At 45.5% G+C, this 15,932-nt stretch carries 12 protein-coding genes; 7 read left to right on the top strand and 5 right to left on the bottom strand.

Annotation, left to right across the window (positions count from 1 at the left end; genetic code table 11):
* Positions 1-82 precede the first annotated feature (82 nt).
* Both ACYVF1_RS05010 and ACYVF1_RS05005 read left to right on the top strand, forming a co-directional pair.
* The gene (locus ACYVF1_RS05010) at positions 83-2,416 is read left to right on the top strand and encodes an O-antigen ligase family protein (protein WP_461076234.1); all 2,334 of its coding nucleotides are present in this window, start codon (positions 83-85) and stop codon (positions 2,414-2,416) included.
* Positions 2,417-2,519: 103 nt separating this feature from the next.
* Entirely contained in the window at positions 2,520-3,458 is a 939-nt protein-coding gene (locus ACYVF1_RS05005) for an aspartate carbamoyltransferase catalytic subunit (RefSeq protein WP_461076232.1), read from the top strand.
* A 38-nt stretch (positions 3,459-3,496) separates the two neighbouring features.
* On the opposite strand, the gene ACYVF1_RS05000 is transcribed toward ACYVF1_RS05005, so the two are convergent.
* The 5 genes from ACYVF1_RS05000 to ACYVF1_RS04980 are packed head-to-tail and all read right to left on the bottom strand — an operon-like array spanning position 3,497 to position 8,178.
* Entirely contained in the window at positions 3,497-4,549 is a 1,053-nt protein-coding gene (locus tag ACYVF1_RS05000; RefSeq protein WP_461076230.1) for a hypothetical protein, read from the bottom strand.
* 1 nt (position 4,550) lies between these two features.
* A complete protein-coding gene (locus tag ACYVF1_RS04995; RefSeq protein ID WP_461076229.1) occupies positions 4,551-6,143 on the bottom strand; it encodes a DUF3696 domain-containing protein in 1,593 nt (530 codons plus the stop codon).
* Positions 6,144-6,151: 8 nt separating this feature from the next.
* Positions 6,152-6,520, bottom strand: coding sequence for a type II toxin-antitoxin system VapC family toxin (locus ACYVF1_RS04990; RefSeq protein ID WP_461076227.1), 369 nt, complete (start codon positions 6,518-6,520; stop codon positions 6,152-6,154).
* Positions 6,517-6,777 carry a hypothetical protein gene (locus ACYVF1_RS04985; protein WP_461076225.1) on the bottom strand — a complete coding sequence of 87 codons (261 nt, stop codon included), beginning with the start codon at positions 6,775-6,777 and terminating at the stop codon, positions 6,517-6,519. Before ACYVF1_RS04985 ends, ACYVF1_RS04990 begins: the two co-directional genes overlap by 4 nt.
* 33 nt (positions 6,778-6,810) lie before the next feature.
* Entirely contained in the window at positions 6,811-8,178 is a 1,368-nt protein-coding gene (locus ACYVF1_RS04980; protein ID WP_461076223.1) for an ATP-dependent DNA helicase, read from the bottom strand.
* Positions 8,179-8,268: 90 nt separating this feature from the next.
* Here ACYVF1_RS04980 and ACYVF1_RS04975 point away from each other — a divergent pair, with 90 nt between their 5' ends.
* From ACYVF1_RS04975 to ACYVF1_RS04955, 5 genes are all read left to right on the top strand, one after another.
* Positions 8,269-9,246 (top strand): helix-turn-helix transcriptional regulator, encoded by a 978-nt coding sequence (locus ACYVF1_RS04975; RefSeq protein WP_461076221.1) that lies wholly within the window; start codon positions 8,269-8,271, stop codon positions 9,244-9,246.
* 479 nt (positions 9,247-9,725) lie between these two features.
* The gene (locus ACYVF1_RS04970; RefSeq protein WP_461076219.1) at positions 9,726-10,730 is read left to right on the top strand and encodes an ATP-binding cassette domain-containing protein; all 1,005 of its coding nucleotides are present in this window, start codon (positions 9,726-9,728) and stop codon (positions 10,728-10,730) included.
* Positions 10,723-12,078, top strand: a complete 1,356-nt coding sequence (locus ACYVF1_RS04965; RefSeq protein ID WP_461076217.1) for an HlyD family secretion protein — start codon at positions 10,723-10,725, stop codon at positions 12,076-12,078. Before ACYVF1_RS04970 ends, ACYVF1_RS04965 begins: the two co-directional genes overlap by 8 nt.
* Positions 12,075-13,646 carry a TolC family protein gene (locus tag ACYVF1_RS04960; RefSeq protein ID WP_461076215.1) on the top strand — a complete coding sequence of 524 codons (1,572 nt, stop codon included), beginning with the start codon at positions 12,075-12,077 and terminating at the stop codon, positions 13,644-13,646. Before ACYVF1_RS04965 ends, ACYVF1_RS04960 begins: the two co-directional genes overlap by 4 nt.
* A 385-nt stretch (positions 13,647-14,031) precedes the next feature.
* Positions 14,032-15,924 carry a CocE/NonD family hydrolase gene (locus ACYVF1_RS04955; protein WP_461076213.1) on the top strand — a complete coding sequence of 631 codons (1,893 nt, stop codon included), beginning with the start codon at positions 14,032-14,034 and terminating at the stop codon, positions 15,922-15,924.
* Positions 15,925-15,932: the final 8 nt, after the last annotated feature.

The following is a 15,932-nucleotide window of genomic DNA, read 5'->3' as shown; positions in this document are numbered from 1 at the left end:
CATACCCGGCTTTGTTTCTCAGGGCCGGGTATTTTTTTGACAGCCTACGCAGCTTATCTTTGACAATATCCTCGCACACCTCATGGCCAAATCATCTGGGGCTCCGGCTCACGACAAAAAAAAGGCTCCTGCCGCATCAAGCCCGTCAACCCGGACGAAGCCATCACCAGAAAGGCTGATTAGCGATCCAAAGCCGTCGATCATTAATCGGCTTCAGTACGGTTTATTCCTGCTATCGTTGCTAACCCCGGCCCTGTTCAGCGGCAGCACCTTTTTTGGGTACACTTCCGTACGAGTTCTATATTTTGAAGGCATCATAACGTTTATGGGCATCCTGGCGGTTTGGCAGGGAATAGTATGGCAACCAAAACCATCGCTATTACAATGGAGCGTACTGACATTTTTAGGAATTACAGCCATTGCTAATGCATTAGGCATTGATGCGTCGACTAGTTTCAGGTCTGGATTTGCCCGCATGGAAGGGTTTGTTACGTATCTCTATCTGGGAATTTATTTTTTACTGATCGCCCGACTTCGCTTTTCCGCCCGCCAGTGGACCACTGCGCTGGCGGTATCGGTCGGCATTGCGGTATTACTTACCATTTTCGCCCTGAGCAGCAAAATGGGCCGACACACCACCGATCAACGATTGATGGGAACGTTTGGAAACCCTACGTTCATGGCTATCTATCTGCTGCAACAGCTTGGCGTACTGTTTCTTGTGGCGCTACGTAGCGAAAGCAACTCACAAAAACCACGTAACGTAACGCTGCTCATTGGCGCAGTTGTTACGTCGATCATCCTGATTGCGGGCATGGTTCTGACGGGTTCGCGCTCTTCCTTGATTAGTCTGGCTGCGGGCATTGTTACGTTGGGCGTATTATTGACGATACGTTATGCCCGCACGCAACCGAAACGGGTTTTGCTTTTTGCCGGCATTGCTATCGTGCTGGCCGTTGCGGGCTGGTTCATTAGTCAAACCGATACGTTACAACACCAGCCTATCATTTACCGGCTCACGCATTTATCCGGTTCAACCGACACCTGGCAACCCAGACAGATAAGCAATCAGATTGCGCTGGGTGCCATCGCCGAACGCCCCATATTGGGCTGGGGACAGGATAATTACAACTATGGTTTTGCGAGTCACTACGTATCAAGCTTAGCCCGGGAAGGCTCCGACTGGTACGACCGGGTTCACAACGTACCGCTCGAATGGGCGTTTTCGACGGGAATTTTGGGCTTGCTGGCGTACCTTTCCATCTGGATTGCGGGTTTATTTCAGCTCATTCGGTCAGCCTTGCCGTTCTTGCAGAAGTACGTACTGGCGGCCATTTTCGCGGGGTATTTTGTTTTCAATCTGTTCAATCCCGATAGCATTCTGGCACTCCAGGGGTTCTTCCTTTTACTGGCTTTTGTCGATACGTCGTTCACAAAAGAGAGTGCCGGTTCAACGGCTACGTATCGAGAAACTGGTCGGCCGGTGTGGCTTTTGCCAGCTCAGGGCGTAGCACTAGTCGGGCTGGTTTCGCTGGCTTATTTCGCCATTGTGATTCCTGCCAAAACGCTACGTCAGCTAAACCAATTCAACCGCCAGGGTTCTCTTTTTGAGCGTGTTACGTTACTGGAACAGACGTATCGAACCGCCACCGTAGGCAAAATCGACGTAGCGGACCAACTGGTAACGCTAGCCATGTCGTCGCTTGGTGATGCCAACGTATCGGCGGTTGATAAACAAGGGTGTTACGACCGGGCGGTAAGCATCTGGAGCGAAGTCTGCCAGCAACATCCGCAGTCGAGCCGTTACAAAGCGCGCCTGGCCTCGCTCTACGTAGCACACGACGATTACGACAAAGCGTTTCCTTTGTATCAGGAAGCCGTTGCTATTGAGAAAGGGAAGCGCCCAGCCCTGTTTGTTCAGATTGGCAGCGCTCATCTCCAGCAGGGTAACGTAGCTGCTGCCATGAATGACTTTAAACAGGCGTATCAGCTAGAGCCACGTTGGGAAACGCCGTTGGTGTATGAAGCCATCGCTTACGTTGTGGACCATAAACCCGCGCAGGCCGATTCGGTGATGTATAAAGTAAGCGACACCGGGTTAACGGCTAACATTGCCTTAGCAAAGCAGGCTTATTACATGATGCGCAATCCAGGCGGATTAGTCAAACGGATCAGGCACGTAGCCGTCAAACACCAGTTTCTGCCGGAAATTTATATTGACTGGGCAACGGCTGCGTTTGATGCGCACGATGCCGATGGACTGCTGACCGCGCTCACCGCCTTTTCCTGGCATCACGGCGCTCTTTACGATAAAGCATTTATTAAAGAAATGTACACCGATGCGATGGAACGGAACGTATCACCGACCGAACGCATGCGCGAAATGGTAGCCGGGCTGGCTGAAAAAAGTTTTTGAATAGAAGATGCGTTCTTCAGAATATTCGATGTTAATCCAGCGAATTCACGTCGGCAGCTAATCAGAATGCCTATCTTTGCCCGATTTTAGTATCACTGCTTTTATGGACCAATCGACCCGTCGAACCGCTCTTAGCGTTCGCCATCTGGTGGGTATCAAAGACCTGACCGAATCTGATATTCAGCTCATTCTGGAAACAGCTGGTCAATTCAAAGAGGTCATCAATCGACCTATCAAGAAAGTACCTTCCCTGCGCGACGTAACGATTGCCAACGTTTTTTTCGAAAATTCGACCCGTACTCGTTTATCATTTGAACTGGCGGAAAAACGACTCTCAGCCGACGTAGTGAATTTTTCGGCCTCGGGAAGTTCGGTGAAAAAGGGAGAAACCCTGCTTGATACAGTCAACAACATTCTGGCTATGAAGGTCGATATGGTCGTGATGCGCCACAGCAGTCCCGGCGCTCCGCATTATCTGACCAAACACATTAAAGCCAACGTAGTAAATGCGGGCGATGGTACCCACGAACATCCAACACAAGCGTTACTCGATTCCTTTTCGATACGTGAAAAACTCGGTGACGTAGCGGGCAAACGTATCGCCATCATCGGCGACATTACCCACTCGCGGGTGGCGCTTTCCAATATTTTCTGCTTGCAGAAACAGGGGGCTGAAGTCATGGTTTGCGGCCCAAAAACGCTCATTCCGAAACATATCGAATCACTGGGCGTAAAAGTGGGACACGATGTACGTGCCGCCCTCGCCTGGTGCGACGTAGCGAACGTACTACGTATTCAACTCGAACGCCAACAGATTAAATATTTCCCGTCGTTACGTGAATATTCACTCTATTTCGGCATCTCGAAACAGATGCTCGACGAACTGGACCGACCCATTGTACTTATGCACCCCGGCCCTATCAACCGGGGCGTTGAACTAACTTCCGACGCTGCCGACTCGCCCCACAGCATCATTCTGGATCAGGTTGAAAACGGCGTAGCGGTACGTATGGCGGTGCTGTATCTGCTGGCGCAGTTGTAGATAAACGAATCATTAGAAAATTTCTAAAGATTTTTTCTTTAAAAAAGGCGATTAGCTAATGGGTCATTAAATATATTTCGAGGTTGTTTTATTGAAATATCATTTATTTCTGATTTGATACTGGTAACAAAGTTCTTTGCTATATCGGCCCAAACAGTATTATTCTGAGAGCTAATTAATGAAAAGAAATGTAATAAAGTTGGTGATTTAATAGCTAACGCACCTGCATTATCGAAGTAACTACTAAAAGAATTACCCGATGTAATTAACTGACTATTTGTGATAATCATTCGATCATGAAATCTTGAAGGTCTATCCATAATTACTGCAGAGAAATTACTTTGTAATATTGTACTATTTAATTGGGTCAATATGTTATTAATATATGAAATTTTTACTCTATCGAAGCGATTGTTTTTATAAGCGCAGTGGTAAAATATAATTGTAATATCTACTTTGCAATCAGTGGAAGCGTTAACCGTTATTGCATTAATCATCTCTTGTATTTGCTGTTTGTTATCAGTATACCCATTATTTTCATCTATGTCGAACAGATAATTATCGTAAATTATAACAGAATGAAATGGTATTATTCTTCTTCCTAAATCATTCCAGTCATTTAATCCGCTAACACTTGTATCTCTACTAACGGGAATAGATTCATAAAACATTAATTTTTCTAAATTTTGCAAATTATTACACATTGTTGGTTTTCCTCTTCTACGTATCTTAGTTTCTTCTACCTGATTTGAAGAATGCAGAAAATAATAATCAAAATTATTACGTGTAGTATTTAGATTAGCATAATTTATATTAGTATCCCATTCATCAAAACTAATATTACTCTGCCCTTCAGAGTATTGATTAAGAAGTATTCGAATTAATGGGTCAATTCCCTCAAGAGGATTTTGCGATAATTTTGTAAATAGCTCTTTACTACCGCTTATTACAAGATCAGAATAATGTCTCTTACTAATAAAACAATACAGCTCAAGCCAATTTCTATAATCGTTAATTAATGTGGAATCAGGCCGATTATTAATATATTCCTCCAAAAAATATTTGGATAGGTAAGAACAGACGTTTGCCATGTCAATTTAGATAATCTCCAGTTACTAAAGCCATCATTAATCTCGCCGATTCATCGTAAAATCCCGCTCCGAATGGCTCTGACAAACGGCCATCTTGACCAATGGTAATCTTCTTTACCTGCTTTTCTGCCTGTAGGTTATTAGGATTGTTAAAATAATAGATAATTGTATCTTCCGGCTTGATTTCATTCTTTAAAGTTAGGAATTGTAGTTTTCGAATGAGATATTCTGAGTGGGTTTCAATAATGAATTGAATTTGAAAAGTTTCTTTAGCCTCTAAAATCATATCAGCTAAAAGACTTTGCAATTTTGGGTGAAGATTAGCCTCTGGCTCTTCGACAAGAATAATACGATGATCGTAAAATAGAGTGTCACTTCCATTTGCCTCGTTAGAGTGTTGGATAGTATCACTTACAATATCAGATATCATCAAAAGTAAAATAGTTATTTGGGTAAAGCCATAACCCAAATCCATTAGGTTTCTATCACCTACTTTAACACTGTTTATATCCCAAGCGTCATCTCTTTGTGTCTCTATATCTCCACCAAGTGAAAATTCTTTAGTCCATTTTGATAAAAACTTTTGCAATCTATTACTTTTAGCTTTTGCGTGAACAGATTTAATCAATTTATTCAATACATCTTTATCATTTCCTTGGAATGCACGTTTCGGGTATCCTTTAACGGATGGGAGGTAATGTATATCATTTAAAAATAGTAGTTTTTCTTCTAATTTATCAGTGAAAAATATTTTAGATAATAAGCTTCTTACTAATAGTATATCATCGCTTACCCCTGCATATTCTATATTGTCTAATAATAGGCCAATTAATTCAGGCAATCCATTATAAGTAATATTTCTAAAAAAATCATCAAAACTTTCTTCATGATGGTTTATACTGTAGGCTGAATCTTCCTTAGGGTTAAATCCAATATCTACGCTGGTAACATCTAAGTTATCCAAATACTCATTAAAAATTTCTTGTAGACTTTTTGTGATAATTCCTAAATTTTTATTTTCTGACAAAAAATTATACAAAATATTATAAATTCTAGATGAATCACTTTTTGATATGTATTTCCTTTGAGCATTTTTAGATAATTCTTCTAGCTTTTTGAGGTTTTCATATATAAGCTCTATATTCATTGAAATTCCAAGCTTATCTAATCTAAATAAATTAGCGCTTCTATCCGTAGATTTATTAATACTCACATATGATTGTTGTATTGTAAAATTATCACTTACCAAAAAATCAAATTCTATATTTAATAAATCTTTAAAGATTTCAATATTTACGGGAAAATAAAATTTCATTACATTTCTACTACTTTCTTCATTAATCACATTTTTACCGCTTGATAAATTATGTGATCCACCATCATATTTAATAGGAGCAAAAAAATCTAATGACGATAATCTTCCAGGAAAAAATCCTCTTTCGTAATTATCCTTCAACAACAATAACGCTTTAATCAACGAGCTTTTCCCTGAATTATTTGGCCCTACGAGCAGCGTAATGGGAGCAAAATCGAACCAGGTATATTCTTTAAAAACGCGGAAATTTTTGAGGCCGAAGCCGGAAAGATGTGCCATTGTGTAGATTAAGCAATGAGTGGATTTACAACCGTCAGGCCGGGTATATTCGTGAAGTCTACCGTATTATTCGTGTAAAGGTCAAGACCGTTCAGTAAGGCGGTGGCGGCTATTAAGCAATCACCTAATGACATTTTTTTTAGTTGCCTTAGCTCAACAGCTTTATCAATAATGTCGCCAGTGATTGGTATTACCGAAGCTATCTTAAATACATCTTCGAAATAAGACCGTTCATCATTATTGAGTCTGGAATAGCCTAATGTTTCAACTTTTGAAACTGCCGATAGGTAGGTATGTTCTGCCTCAAGTAACACCCTTAGAAAAATAAAGCGATCCTGTGCGGAATAAATAAGCAAATTAGAATCCAGTATTCTCATTCGTCGCGAAAAGGCAGTTTACGATCCTTCTTCGATTCTTGTAACCATTCCAGCATTTCATCAATATTCAAGCTGGACGCACCGCGCATCACTCGCTCACGAGCAAGTTTTTTCTCGTCTTCCGTCAATACCGAACTCGACGATGCAATCGGCTTAAGGACAATCATTTCCCTGGCTGCCATATCCTGAAGCAGTTTAACGGCCTGGGGATTCCTGATTTCAACTGAATACGTTTCCATATCATTCATTGTTGTCATTGCAAGATAATCAAATCGGGCGTTTTTTTGGGGTTAACTCCGACCATACCCACCCGGTTCCCAGCTTATGACCGATTCCCGCGCCCGCGTCACGGCGGTGTAGGCGTAGCGATAATCATTCTGTCGAAACCAGGGGTGTAGTATTACGTGGTTCCACTCGCCACCCTGTGCTTTGTGGCAGGTAAGCGCATAGCCATAACGTAATCGCATGGCTCCCATATATGGGTCGTTATACGCTCGATCGCTTTGCCGATACGTAGCGTTTTTCGCCATACGTTCGGCTTTTAACATACGCAACTTTTCGGGGTCCGTTTCACCTTTTTCGCTCAGCAACGTATCAATCAACACTTGCGTCGTTATAGTAAATGGCTGGTTCTCGGCATCCATAAAGGCTAGTTCAGCCTCTACAAATGTTAACCCAGCTTTGTTTTCAGTTTTCGCCACTATTGATAATACTCGCCCCGTATCTCCTTTCATAATTAAGCGACTTCCGTCGGTCCAGTTTTCATGTACCATCACCTGATCGCCCACCGCAAGTGGCTGGTTAGCTAACCCAAGCCGTTCGCGTACGGCACCGTTGAACCAGTTTACATCGCGGTTGCTGTACGCAATCATTGTTACGTTGTCGGGACGATTGGGGTCGTACAGATGCATGTACCGACGTAGTGCTTCGCCCACTCGTTGCACACGTGCTACGTTCAGGCGGTTAAGCGGTAGTCCGGCATCACTACGTCGACGCAGGTCGGTAGCCAGAGTTAGAATAGGCGAATCACCCGCCTGACGCTTCACTTCGGTCAGTTCGGCAGTGCAAACCGTCAGTTTATACGTAGTGCGTAAGTACTCGGCTTTGAGTGTGGGCGAAAATGATTCATTTACCGGTTCTAACTGGTAACGGTCGCCAATGAAAATGATTTTGCTACGTCGGTTACCGCTTTTAATGTGGTCGAGCAAATCGAACATCAGCGAATTCGGAGCTACAAACTGCCCGCTCATATCACGCCGGTCGCTTATCATCGATGCTTCGTCCACAATATAAACACTGTATGGCTCGTCGGCTTGCGGACGGCGTGTAAGCATAACGCGGCTGTCATCCAGTGTCTGAGGTGTATAGAGTAAATGATGCACTGTATGAGCCAGCGCATTCGTTTTTTTGCTCAACACTTTAGTCGCCCGACCAGTAGGTGCTGCCAGATAATAACGTATATCACTGGATTCCAGATGCTCAACTAACGCTTTCACCAGCGATGTTTTACCCGTACCGGCCGCCCCCTGCAACACAAATGCATCCGCTGAGGATTCAGCATTCACAAACTCTTCGAGCAGATAGAGCGCATGCGCCTGTTCGCGGGTAGCGGTAAACGGCAAGTGATTGAAAATGGTGATCGTATCAGTCGTCTCCATAGCGTTCTAATTGATTTCTGATGCAAACAAAAAAATATCAACTACCAACTTTTTGTAGTTGATAATATATTCGCTCAAGAATTTTCAGATATGGCAAAACGTGACGGCGCCGTTAGTCAGCTGCGGCTACAACGGGTAATCAAACTCCATAAACTATTTCGGAGCCGACGTACTTATAATCTGGCTACATTAACACATTTATGTCAGGAAATTGACCCCGGTGTAACGGAACGTACTATAGCTGCCGACATCGCATTTTTACGTGATGAACTTCATGCCCCTCTGCCGGAGAAAGCCAATCGCTGGAAAGGTTTTAAGTATGAAGGGATGAGCTATTCAATTTTTGAAGGATTAGATGATAGCTTCGCTGGCACACTTGAAGAACTATTAGCTGTTGTGCGTCAGTTAGCCTCTAAACCCGAATTTGCGGGTTTGGAGGAGTTACTACTGCGGCTTGAACAACGTACTGCCGCGCTCGACACTAACTCGGACCAAGCGCTCCAATTTGACGAACCTGAATTGAAAGGGCGGCAATTCCTGATCCCCCTCTACCGTGCTATTCTGTCGGAATGTGATATCCAGCTCACTTATGAACCCTTTAAGCAGCAACCTACTACTTCCATTATCCACCCGGTTGTACTTCGGCAGTTCAATAATCGTTGGTTTATGCTGGGCTGGCGTGAAGACGCGGATAGTGTTCAAACCTTTGCTATTGACCGAATTGTAGGTCTAAATCTCTTGTCGAAACCGACGGATAAACGCTCATTCAATGCCCAAACCTACTTTGAACACCGAATTGGCGTATCGAAAGGTGAAGGACCTATGGAGGTTGTATTACGGTTTAGTCCCGACCGCGCCCAATACGTATTGACTAAGAAATTGCATCGATCACAGAAAACCGAAGTGCAAAAAGATGGTAAACTTATTGTTCGACTAAACGTTGAACTCAACCGCGAATTGGAAGCTCAGATTTTAGAATTCGGTCCAGATGTTGAGGTTTTAATCCCCGAAATACTACGTGAACAGATTCGTGAACATCTAACACAAGCTTTAGCTCATTATAAGTAATACATGCTTAGTATCATCCTTGATCAGGTAGAAAACGGCGTAGCGGTACGGATGGCGGTGCTGTATCTGCTGGCGCAGTTGTAGAAATGTTTTTTACAGCTATTCCTTTTTCAGCAAATCGTCCAATGGTTTAAGTGTCATAGAATTGACGCTTTTTATCTTTCCATGCATGTATTTCGATAAGCATAGTTTCCAACTTTTCATAAGCAGTAATTGCTGAAATAAACGCATGAATTTATCGGAAGACGTTCATAATCATAATATTACACAAGTATACTAAAATATGTTTTATTATTATTTATATTTAGGCAAGTTAGAATAATCCTATTTATCAACTCGACTACAGGTTGTAACTCATTGATTTACAGCTCTCATCAAATTCTAATCTATTCTACCGGGTTCGATTCAAACCAAAAGTCATATCACTTCGTTTATTCTAAAGGTTTTAATACCTTTTTAATAAAAACGTTTTTTGACATATGGCGGTTAGTACCCACCTACAACCCCCACCCTCGCCTTTCCGACGATTGATGCGACTGCTGGGAACAGAACGGAAAGATATAGTTTATACACTTTTATTCGCAGTTATTACCGGGATAATAGGGCTTACCTTACCTCTTGGTATTCAGGCTGTTTTCAATTTAGTATCCAGTGGCATGTTGTTTAGTTCAATCTACGTAATGATTGGGCTGGTCATTGTTGGCGTGCTGGTTGGCGGTATATTGACAGTAGTCCAACTCACGCTGGTCGAGATTATTCAGCAGCGGTTATTTGTCAAAGCTGCGTTTGAATTTACGTATCGCCTGCCACGTATCAACCCCGACGCGCTGAACGCGTATTATCCGCCTGAGTTGATGAACCGCTTCTTCGATATGGTCACGCTGCAGAAAGGCATGACCAAAATCCTGATCGACTTGCCGGCCGCAGCCATTCAGATTTTGTTCGGCATCATTTTGCTTTCCTTCTATCACCCCGTTTTTATCGGATTTGGCGTGGTGACACTGTTGGTTATTTATGGCGTTGTTCGGCTGTTTGGTCCGGAGGGCACGTACACCAGCATTAAGGAATCGAGTGATAAATACGAAGTGGTGGATTGGCTTGAGAAGTATTCACTAGCTGTTTCCGAAAAGCGCGCATCGGGCGACAATAGAGAGCCAATCAAAGAGATTGACCAGCGCCTTGCCAGTTATCTCAAAAACCGAAATAAGCATTTCAGCATTCTGAAGCGATTCTATTACACGTCCATTGCTTTCCGAATGCTGGTTACGGGTGGGCTGTTACTGCTTGGCACGTCGCTGGTTGTCAGCCGAGAAATGTCGCTGGGTCAGTTCGTCGCTTCTGAACTGGTTATCGTACTGGTTACAGCCGCGGTCGATAAACTGATTTCCAGCTTTGATACCGTTTTCGACATGCTCGCGAGCGTAGAAAAAATTGGTATGGTAACCGATTTACCCATCAAAACCGACTCTCTGACACATGCTTAATATATCCAATCAGGAAATTGATAGTGAGCAGATTATTGCTCATTATCCACTCAAATCACTACAGAAACTTCCCCACCCCCGAAGCAGCCGAAAGCTTGGTCGCTTTATGCTGTTTTTTTTGATTTTAACGTTTATCGTAATGTTTCTGCCCTGGCGGCAAAACATCAGCGGCACGGGCACTGTAACAGCTTTATCGCCAAAAGATCGGCCGCAATCGCTACAGAACGCTATTGCGGGGCGAATCGAACGGTGGTCTGTACAGGAGGGGCAGCACGTGAAGAAAGGTGATACGTTGCTCGTCATTTCAGAAATCAAAGACGAATATTTTGATCCCAATTTACCCCAGCGTTTGCGGGAGCAGCTAGCCGCGAAGGAAGGCAGTCGTACGGCTACAGATGCTAAAATTCAGGCGCTCGACGGACAGATACAAGCGTTAAATCAGGGTGTTAAAGTTGACCTGGCTTCGGCCCGAAACAAGGTCAAACAGAGCCAGTTGCAGGTACGTATCGACAGTGCCGATCTGGAAGCCATCCGCCGGAACTATCAGATTGCGGTTACCCGACTGGAGCGTTACGAGAAAGGCTACAAAGACGGACTATTTTCATTAACCGATCTGGAAAGCCGTCGAATTACACTCCAGCAGGATTACGCCAAAGTAGTGGGGCAGGAAAACAAACTGAACGTATCGCGGCAGAGTCTGGCCAACGCACAGCTTAATCTCCAGCTCATCCAGGCCAAGTACGAGCAGGACGTAGCGAAAACCATGTCCGACCGGAGTTCTGCCGTATCGAGTCAGGCAAGTGCGAACAACGAAATTGCCGTGATGCGCAACAAAATCGGCAACGTAGCGGTCCGTCGAGGTATGTACGTAATTCGCGCCCCACAGAGTGGCTACGTCGTTCGTGCCCTCAAAGCCGGAATTGGGGAGACTATAAAAGAAGGCGAATCGATTGCTACGTTGCAACCCGATAACCCATCCATCGCCGTTGAGCTCTACGTCCGGGCCATGGACGTACCGCTCATTCAGCAGGGACGTATCGTGCGTATTCAGTTCGATGGCTGGCCCGCTATTCAATTTTCGGGTTGGCCGGCCGTGGCTGTCGGTACGTTCGGCGGGCGGGTAGCGGTCATCGATGCCGTCAGCAGCACCGACGGTAAATACCGGTTGCTGGTACGTCCGGAAGTGTTGCCGGGCGATCAACCCTGGCCCAAACAACTCCGTGTGGGTTCGGGCGTAGTGGGTTGGGTAATGCTCAACGATGTACCGATCTGGTACGAAATCTGGCGGCAGCTCAATGGATTTCCACCTAGTTTAAAACAGGAACCCGAAAAGACAGAAAAAATATGAAACTATCCTTTGCCTGTGGCTGGATAGGGAGTTTTCTGCTTTGGTCAGGTTGTGTATTCGGGCAACAAACAATTCCAGTCGCACCAGCAGGATCAATAACTCCCACCACCAACGTACCATCGCGTGCTGTTATCGCTACGTCGGGCACTACGTCCGGTTTGGCAACCCCCCCGATCAATTCGACGATCGTATCTGATACGTTGCCCGTTTTTACAGCCGAAGAGTTTTATCAGGCTGTTTTACAGCATCATCCAATTGTAAAGCAGGCAACGTTGCTGAGTCTGGAAGCCCAAACGCAGGTCATGCAGGCGCGTGGCGCTTTCGACCCAAAGCTGATGACCGACTACGCCAACAAGAACTTTGGTAATACGTTGTACTACGAAAAATGGCGGTCGGGCGTGTCGGTTCCGGTGATGCCGGGTGGGCTTGACGTGAAAATGTATTACGACCGGAATACGGGGAAATACTTGAATCCCGAAAACAACGTACCATCCAACGGATTGATGGCAGTAGGCGTAAGCGTGCCGATTACACAGGGTTTGCTCATCGATTCGCGACGTAATACGTTACGGCAGGCGCAGTTGTCGGTGAACATGGCCGAAGCCAAGCAGCTCGATCTGATCAACAAAACACTGCTGGATGCCGCGAAAGCTTATTGGGACTGGTATCAGGCTTTTCAGCAGTTTCGCTGGATTGAACAAGGTTTTCAACTCGCGCAAACCCGTTTTCTGGCTGTTCGTGAGCGAAATCTGATTGGCGACGCAGCCGCTGTCGACACGACCGAAGCGTTGATTACGGCTCAGGACCGACAAGTGCAGCTTCAACAGGCTGACGTTCAACTGCAAAACACACGACTACTGCTTAGTACGTTCCTATGGAGCAGCCAGCCAGAAAGCATTCCGCAACCCATCGATTTGCCAGCGATGGTAGCGCCACAGGCCGCACCGCCGGCCCAGGCAAGCCAGATTCAACTTCAGGAATTGGTCGAACGGGCTTCGCAACGCCATCCAGAGTTAATTCGATTGGGCAATCGGCAACAGCAACTTACGCTAGAAGAGCGTTACAGACGGTCGCTTTTGCTGCCGAAAGTCAATCTGGAAGCCAGTTTGTTAAGTCGTGGCCCAATTCCCGGCGAATTTGGTGATGGAGCCAATTATTACGGTTTCCGGACTGATAATCATAAAATCGGCGTCGATCTGGCTTTCCCGATTTTCCTGCGTACTGAACGGGGCAAACTTCGTCAGGTGCAGTTGCAAAACCAGCAAACGGGACTCGAACGGCAACAGGCCGGACGCGACATTGCCAATGACGTACAACGTGCCTGGAACGAACTGGCTGCGCTTGAACGGCAAATCACGACTCAGCAACAAACGACGGCCAATCAGCAGATTCTGGTACGTGCCGAAGTCGAGAAGTTTCAGTTGGGCGAAAGTTCGTTGTTTCTTGTTAACAGTCGCGAATCAAAATTGATTGACCTTCAGGTGAAGTTGGAGGAATTACGTTCCAAACATCAGAAAGCACTCGCCAGCCTGTGGTATGCAGCCGGTTCGAACGTAAGCGCGCGGTAAACGTACTGTTCACTAGCCTCCTAAAACCTACTATTATAGGAGTTTGTATTACGTCGCATAGCGACCTAATGTTTATAGCCATCAGGTTTTTTCAACCCCTTTTTCCGTCGCGTAGCGACCAAACCGTACTTGTTGTTAGGCCGCCACGCGACGGAGGGGTTAAGAAGACCACCTTTTCTACAAACATTGGGTCGCTACGCGACGAAACGTACCCCCCGCAGGATTAGCCCTTAAGACAATGAGTGGTTGGGGGTGGTAAACCTGCCGCCAAAACCAGATTATCTATAAATGATGCGGCCCGACTTTCCAAAAAGTTGGGCCGCTTTTGTTTTATGCATCCAAATGCGTTATTTCACTACGTAGCATAAACTGTACAACCTCATCAATGAAACGCTCCTCTACGTTTATTAAACCCATTCTATTAGTCATTCTCTGCCTCACGCAATACGCTTATGCGCAGGAAGATGTCCTAAAAAAATTACAGGAAGTTGCCATTATTGAGCAAAAGGTTATGATGCCTATGCGCGATGGCGTCCGGCTGGCAACCGATATTTATCGGCCTAAAACCGACAAAAAAGTCCCGATCATTTTCTCGAAAACGCCTTATAATTTTAACAACTGGGGCGATGGCGAACAACGTACCAATAATTATCAGACCGCTCTTGAAGCGATAAATCGCGGTTACGCTTATGTCATTCAGAATGAACGGGGTAAGTTTTTTTCAGAAGGCGAATGGGACATTCTTGGTCCACCAACCACCGACGGTTACGACGCTTTTGACTGGATGTCGAAACAACCCTGGTCGAATGGCAAAATCGGTACGTATGGCTGCTCCTCCACAGCCGAATGGCAAATGGCAGTAGCATCGCTGAATCACCCGGCTCTGGCGGCTATGGTGCCGATGGGTTTTGGCGCGGGCGTCGGACGGGTTGGGCCGTTTTATGAACAGGGAAACTGGTATCGGGGTGGCGCGCAGCAGATGTTATTTACTACGTGGCTTTACGGTACGCAGGTCGATCAGTTTGCCCGGCCACTTTTTCAAAAAACGGCAACTAGTGAGGACTTAACGCGTGTGTCCCGTTTTTACGATCTGGCTCCCGAAATGCCCAAAGTCGATTGGGCGCAGGGGCTGAAAGTGCTGCCCGTTCAGGACATCATTAAAAATGCGAACGGCGCGAAAGGCGTTTACGAAAAAATGATCGCCCGGAAACCCAATGATCCTGACTGGTATAAAGGTGGTCTGTATCACGATAATATGCCGTTTAACGTGCCTAGTTACTGGTTTGCGTCCTGGTATGACGTATCGACTGGACCCAATCTGGCTTTATACAATCACGTTCGGAAGAACGCAACAGACCCAAAAGTGCGTGATAATCAATACCTGGTCATTGCGCCTACGCTGCACTGTGCATATAAACGAGCAACAGCCAATACCATCGTAGGAGAACGTAGCGTGGGCGATGCCCGGCTGGATTACGACACCATGATTTACGGCTGGTTCGATCAATGGCTCAAAGGCGAGAGCAACGACGTAGTGAAAAATATGCCGCGCGTGAAATACTACACGATGGGTTCTAACAAATGGCAAACTTCCGAAACATGGCCTCCCGCCAGCGCCGAAATGACGACGTATTACTTGTCGAGCGGTGGACACGCTAATAGTTTATACGGCGATGGCAAACTGACTACCAAGACTTTAGGCAAAGACGAAAAGGCCGATTCGTTTACCTACGACCCAGCGTTTCCGGTTCCCTCCTACGGTGGCAATGTTTGCTGTACGGGAAATGCGGTTCAGGGCGGCTCATACGATCAACACCAAATGGAAACCCGACAGGATATTCTGGTTTATACGACCGAACCGTTTGCCGATGGCGTTGAAGTAACCGGCTCCATCGAACCTATGTTATACGTATCGTCGGACGCAAAAGACACTGATTTTACCGTTAAACTCATTGATGTTTACCCCGACGGCAAGGCGTATAATCTGGACGAAACCATACTACGTGCTCGTTACCGCGATGGGTTCGATAAGGAAGTCTGGATGGACAAAGGAAAGGTTTATAAGCTTACATTAAGCCCGATGGCGACGAGCAATTATTTTGCACCAGGCCACCGCATTCGCGTTGAAATATCGAGCAGTAATTTCCCGCGCTTTGACCGGAACATGAACACGGGTGGCGATAATTACACCGAAACAAAAGGCGTTGTGGCGCATAATCAGATTATTCATACGGCGCAATATCCGTCGCAAATCCGACTGCCAATCGTGAAAAAGTAGGGCGAACA

This window comes from Spirosoma flavus, assembly GCF_054778555.1.
The sequence above is the reverse complement of the archived record's forward strand: the minus strand, read 5'-3'. Positions and strand labels throughout refer to the sequence as shown.

Excerpts from the sequence above, each read along its gene's own strand:
- ACYVF1_RS05010 (WP_461076234.1), top strand. The coding sequence starts at position 83 with ATGGCCAAATCATCTGGGGCTCCGGCTCACGACAAAAAAAAGGCTCCT.
- ACYVF1_RS05005 (WP_461076232.1), top strand. The coding sequence starts at position 2,520 with ATGGACCAATCGACCCGTCGAACCGCTCTTAGCGTTCGCCATCTGGTG.
- ACYVF1_RS05000 (WP_461076230.1), bottom strand. The coding sequence starts at position 4,549 with ATGGCAAACGTCTGTTCTTACCTATCCAAATATTTTTTGGAGGAATAT.
- ACYVF1_RS04995 (WP_461076229.1), bottom strand. The coding sequence starts at position 6,143 with ATGGCACATCTTTCCGGCTTCGGCCTCAAAAATTTCCGCGTTTTTAAA.
- ACYVF1_RS04990 (WP_461076227.1), bottom strand. The coding sequence starts at position 6,520 with ATGAGAATACTGGATTCTAATTTGCTTATTTATTCCGCACAGGATCGC.
- ACYVF1_RS04985 (WP_461076225.1), bottom strand. The coding sequence starts at position 6,777 with ATGACAACAATGAATGATATGGAAACGTATTCAGTTGAAATCAGGAAT.
- ACYVF1_RS04980 (WP_461076223.1), bottom strand. The coding sequence starts at position 8,178 with ATGGAGACGACTGATACGATCACCATTTTCAATCACTTGCCGTTTACC.
- ACYVF1_RS04975 (WP_461076221.1), top strand. The coding sequence starts at position 8,269 with ATGGCAAAACGTGACGGCGCCGTTAGTCAGCTGCGGCTACAACGGGTA.
- ACYVF1_RS04970 (WP_461076219.1), top strand. The coding sequence starts at position 9,726 with ATGGCGGTTAGTACCCACCTACAACCCCCACCCTCGCCTTTCCGACGA.
- ACYVF1_RS04965 (WP_461076217.1), top strand. The coding sequence starts at position 10,723 with ATGCTTAATATATCCAATCAGGAAATTGATAGTGAGCAGATTATTGCT.
- ACYVF1_RS04960 (WP_461076215.1), top strand. The coding sequence starts at position 12,075 with ATGAAACTATCCTTTGCCTGTGGCTGGATAGGGAGTTTTCTGCTTTGG.
- ACYVF1_RS04955 (WP_461076213.1), top strand. The coding sequence starts at position 14,032 with ATGAAACGCTCCTCTACGTTTATTAAACCCATTCTATTAGTCATTCTC.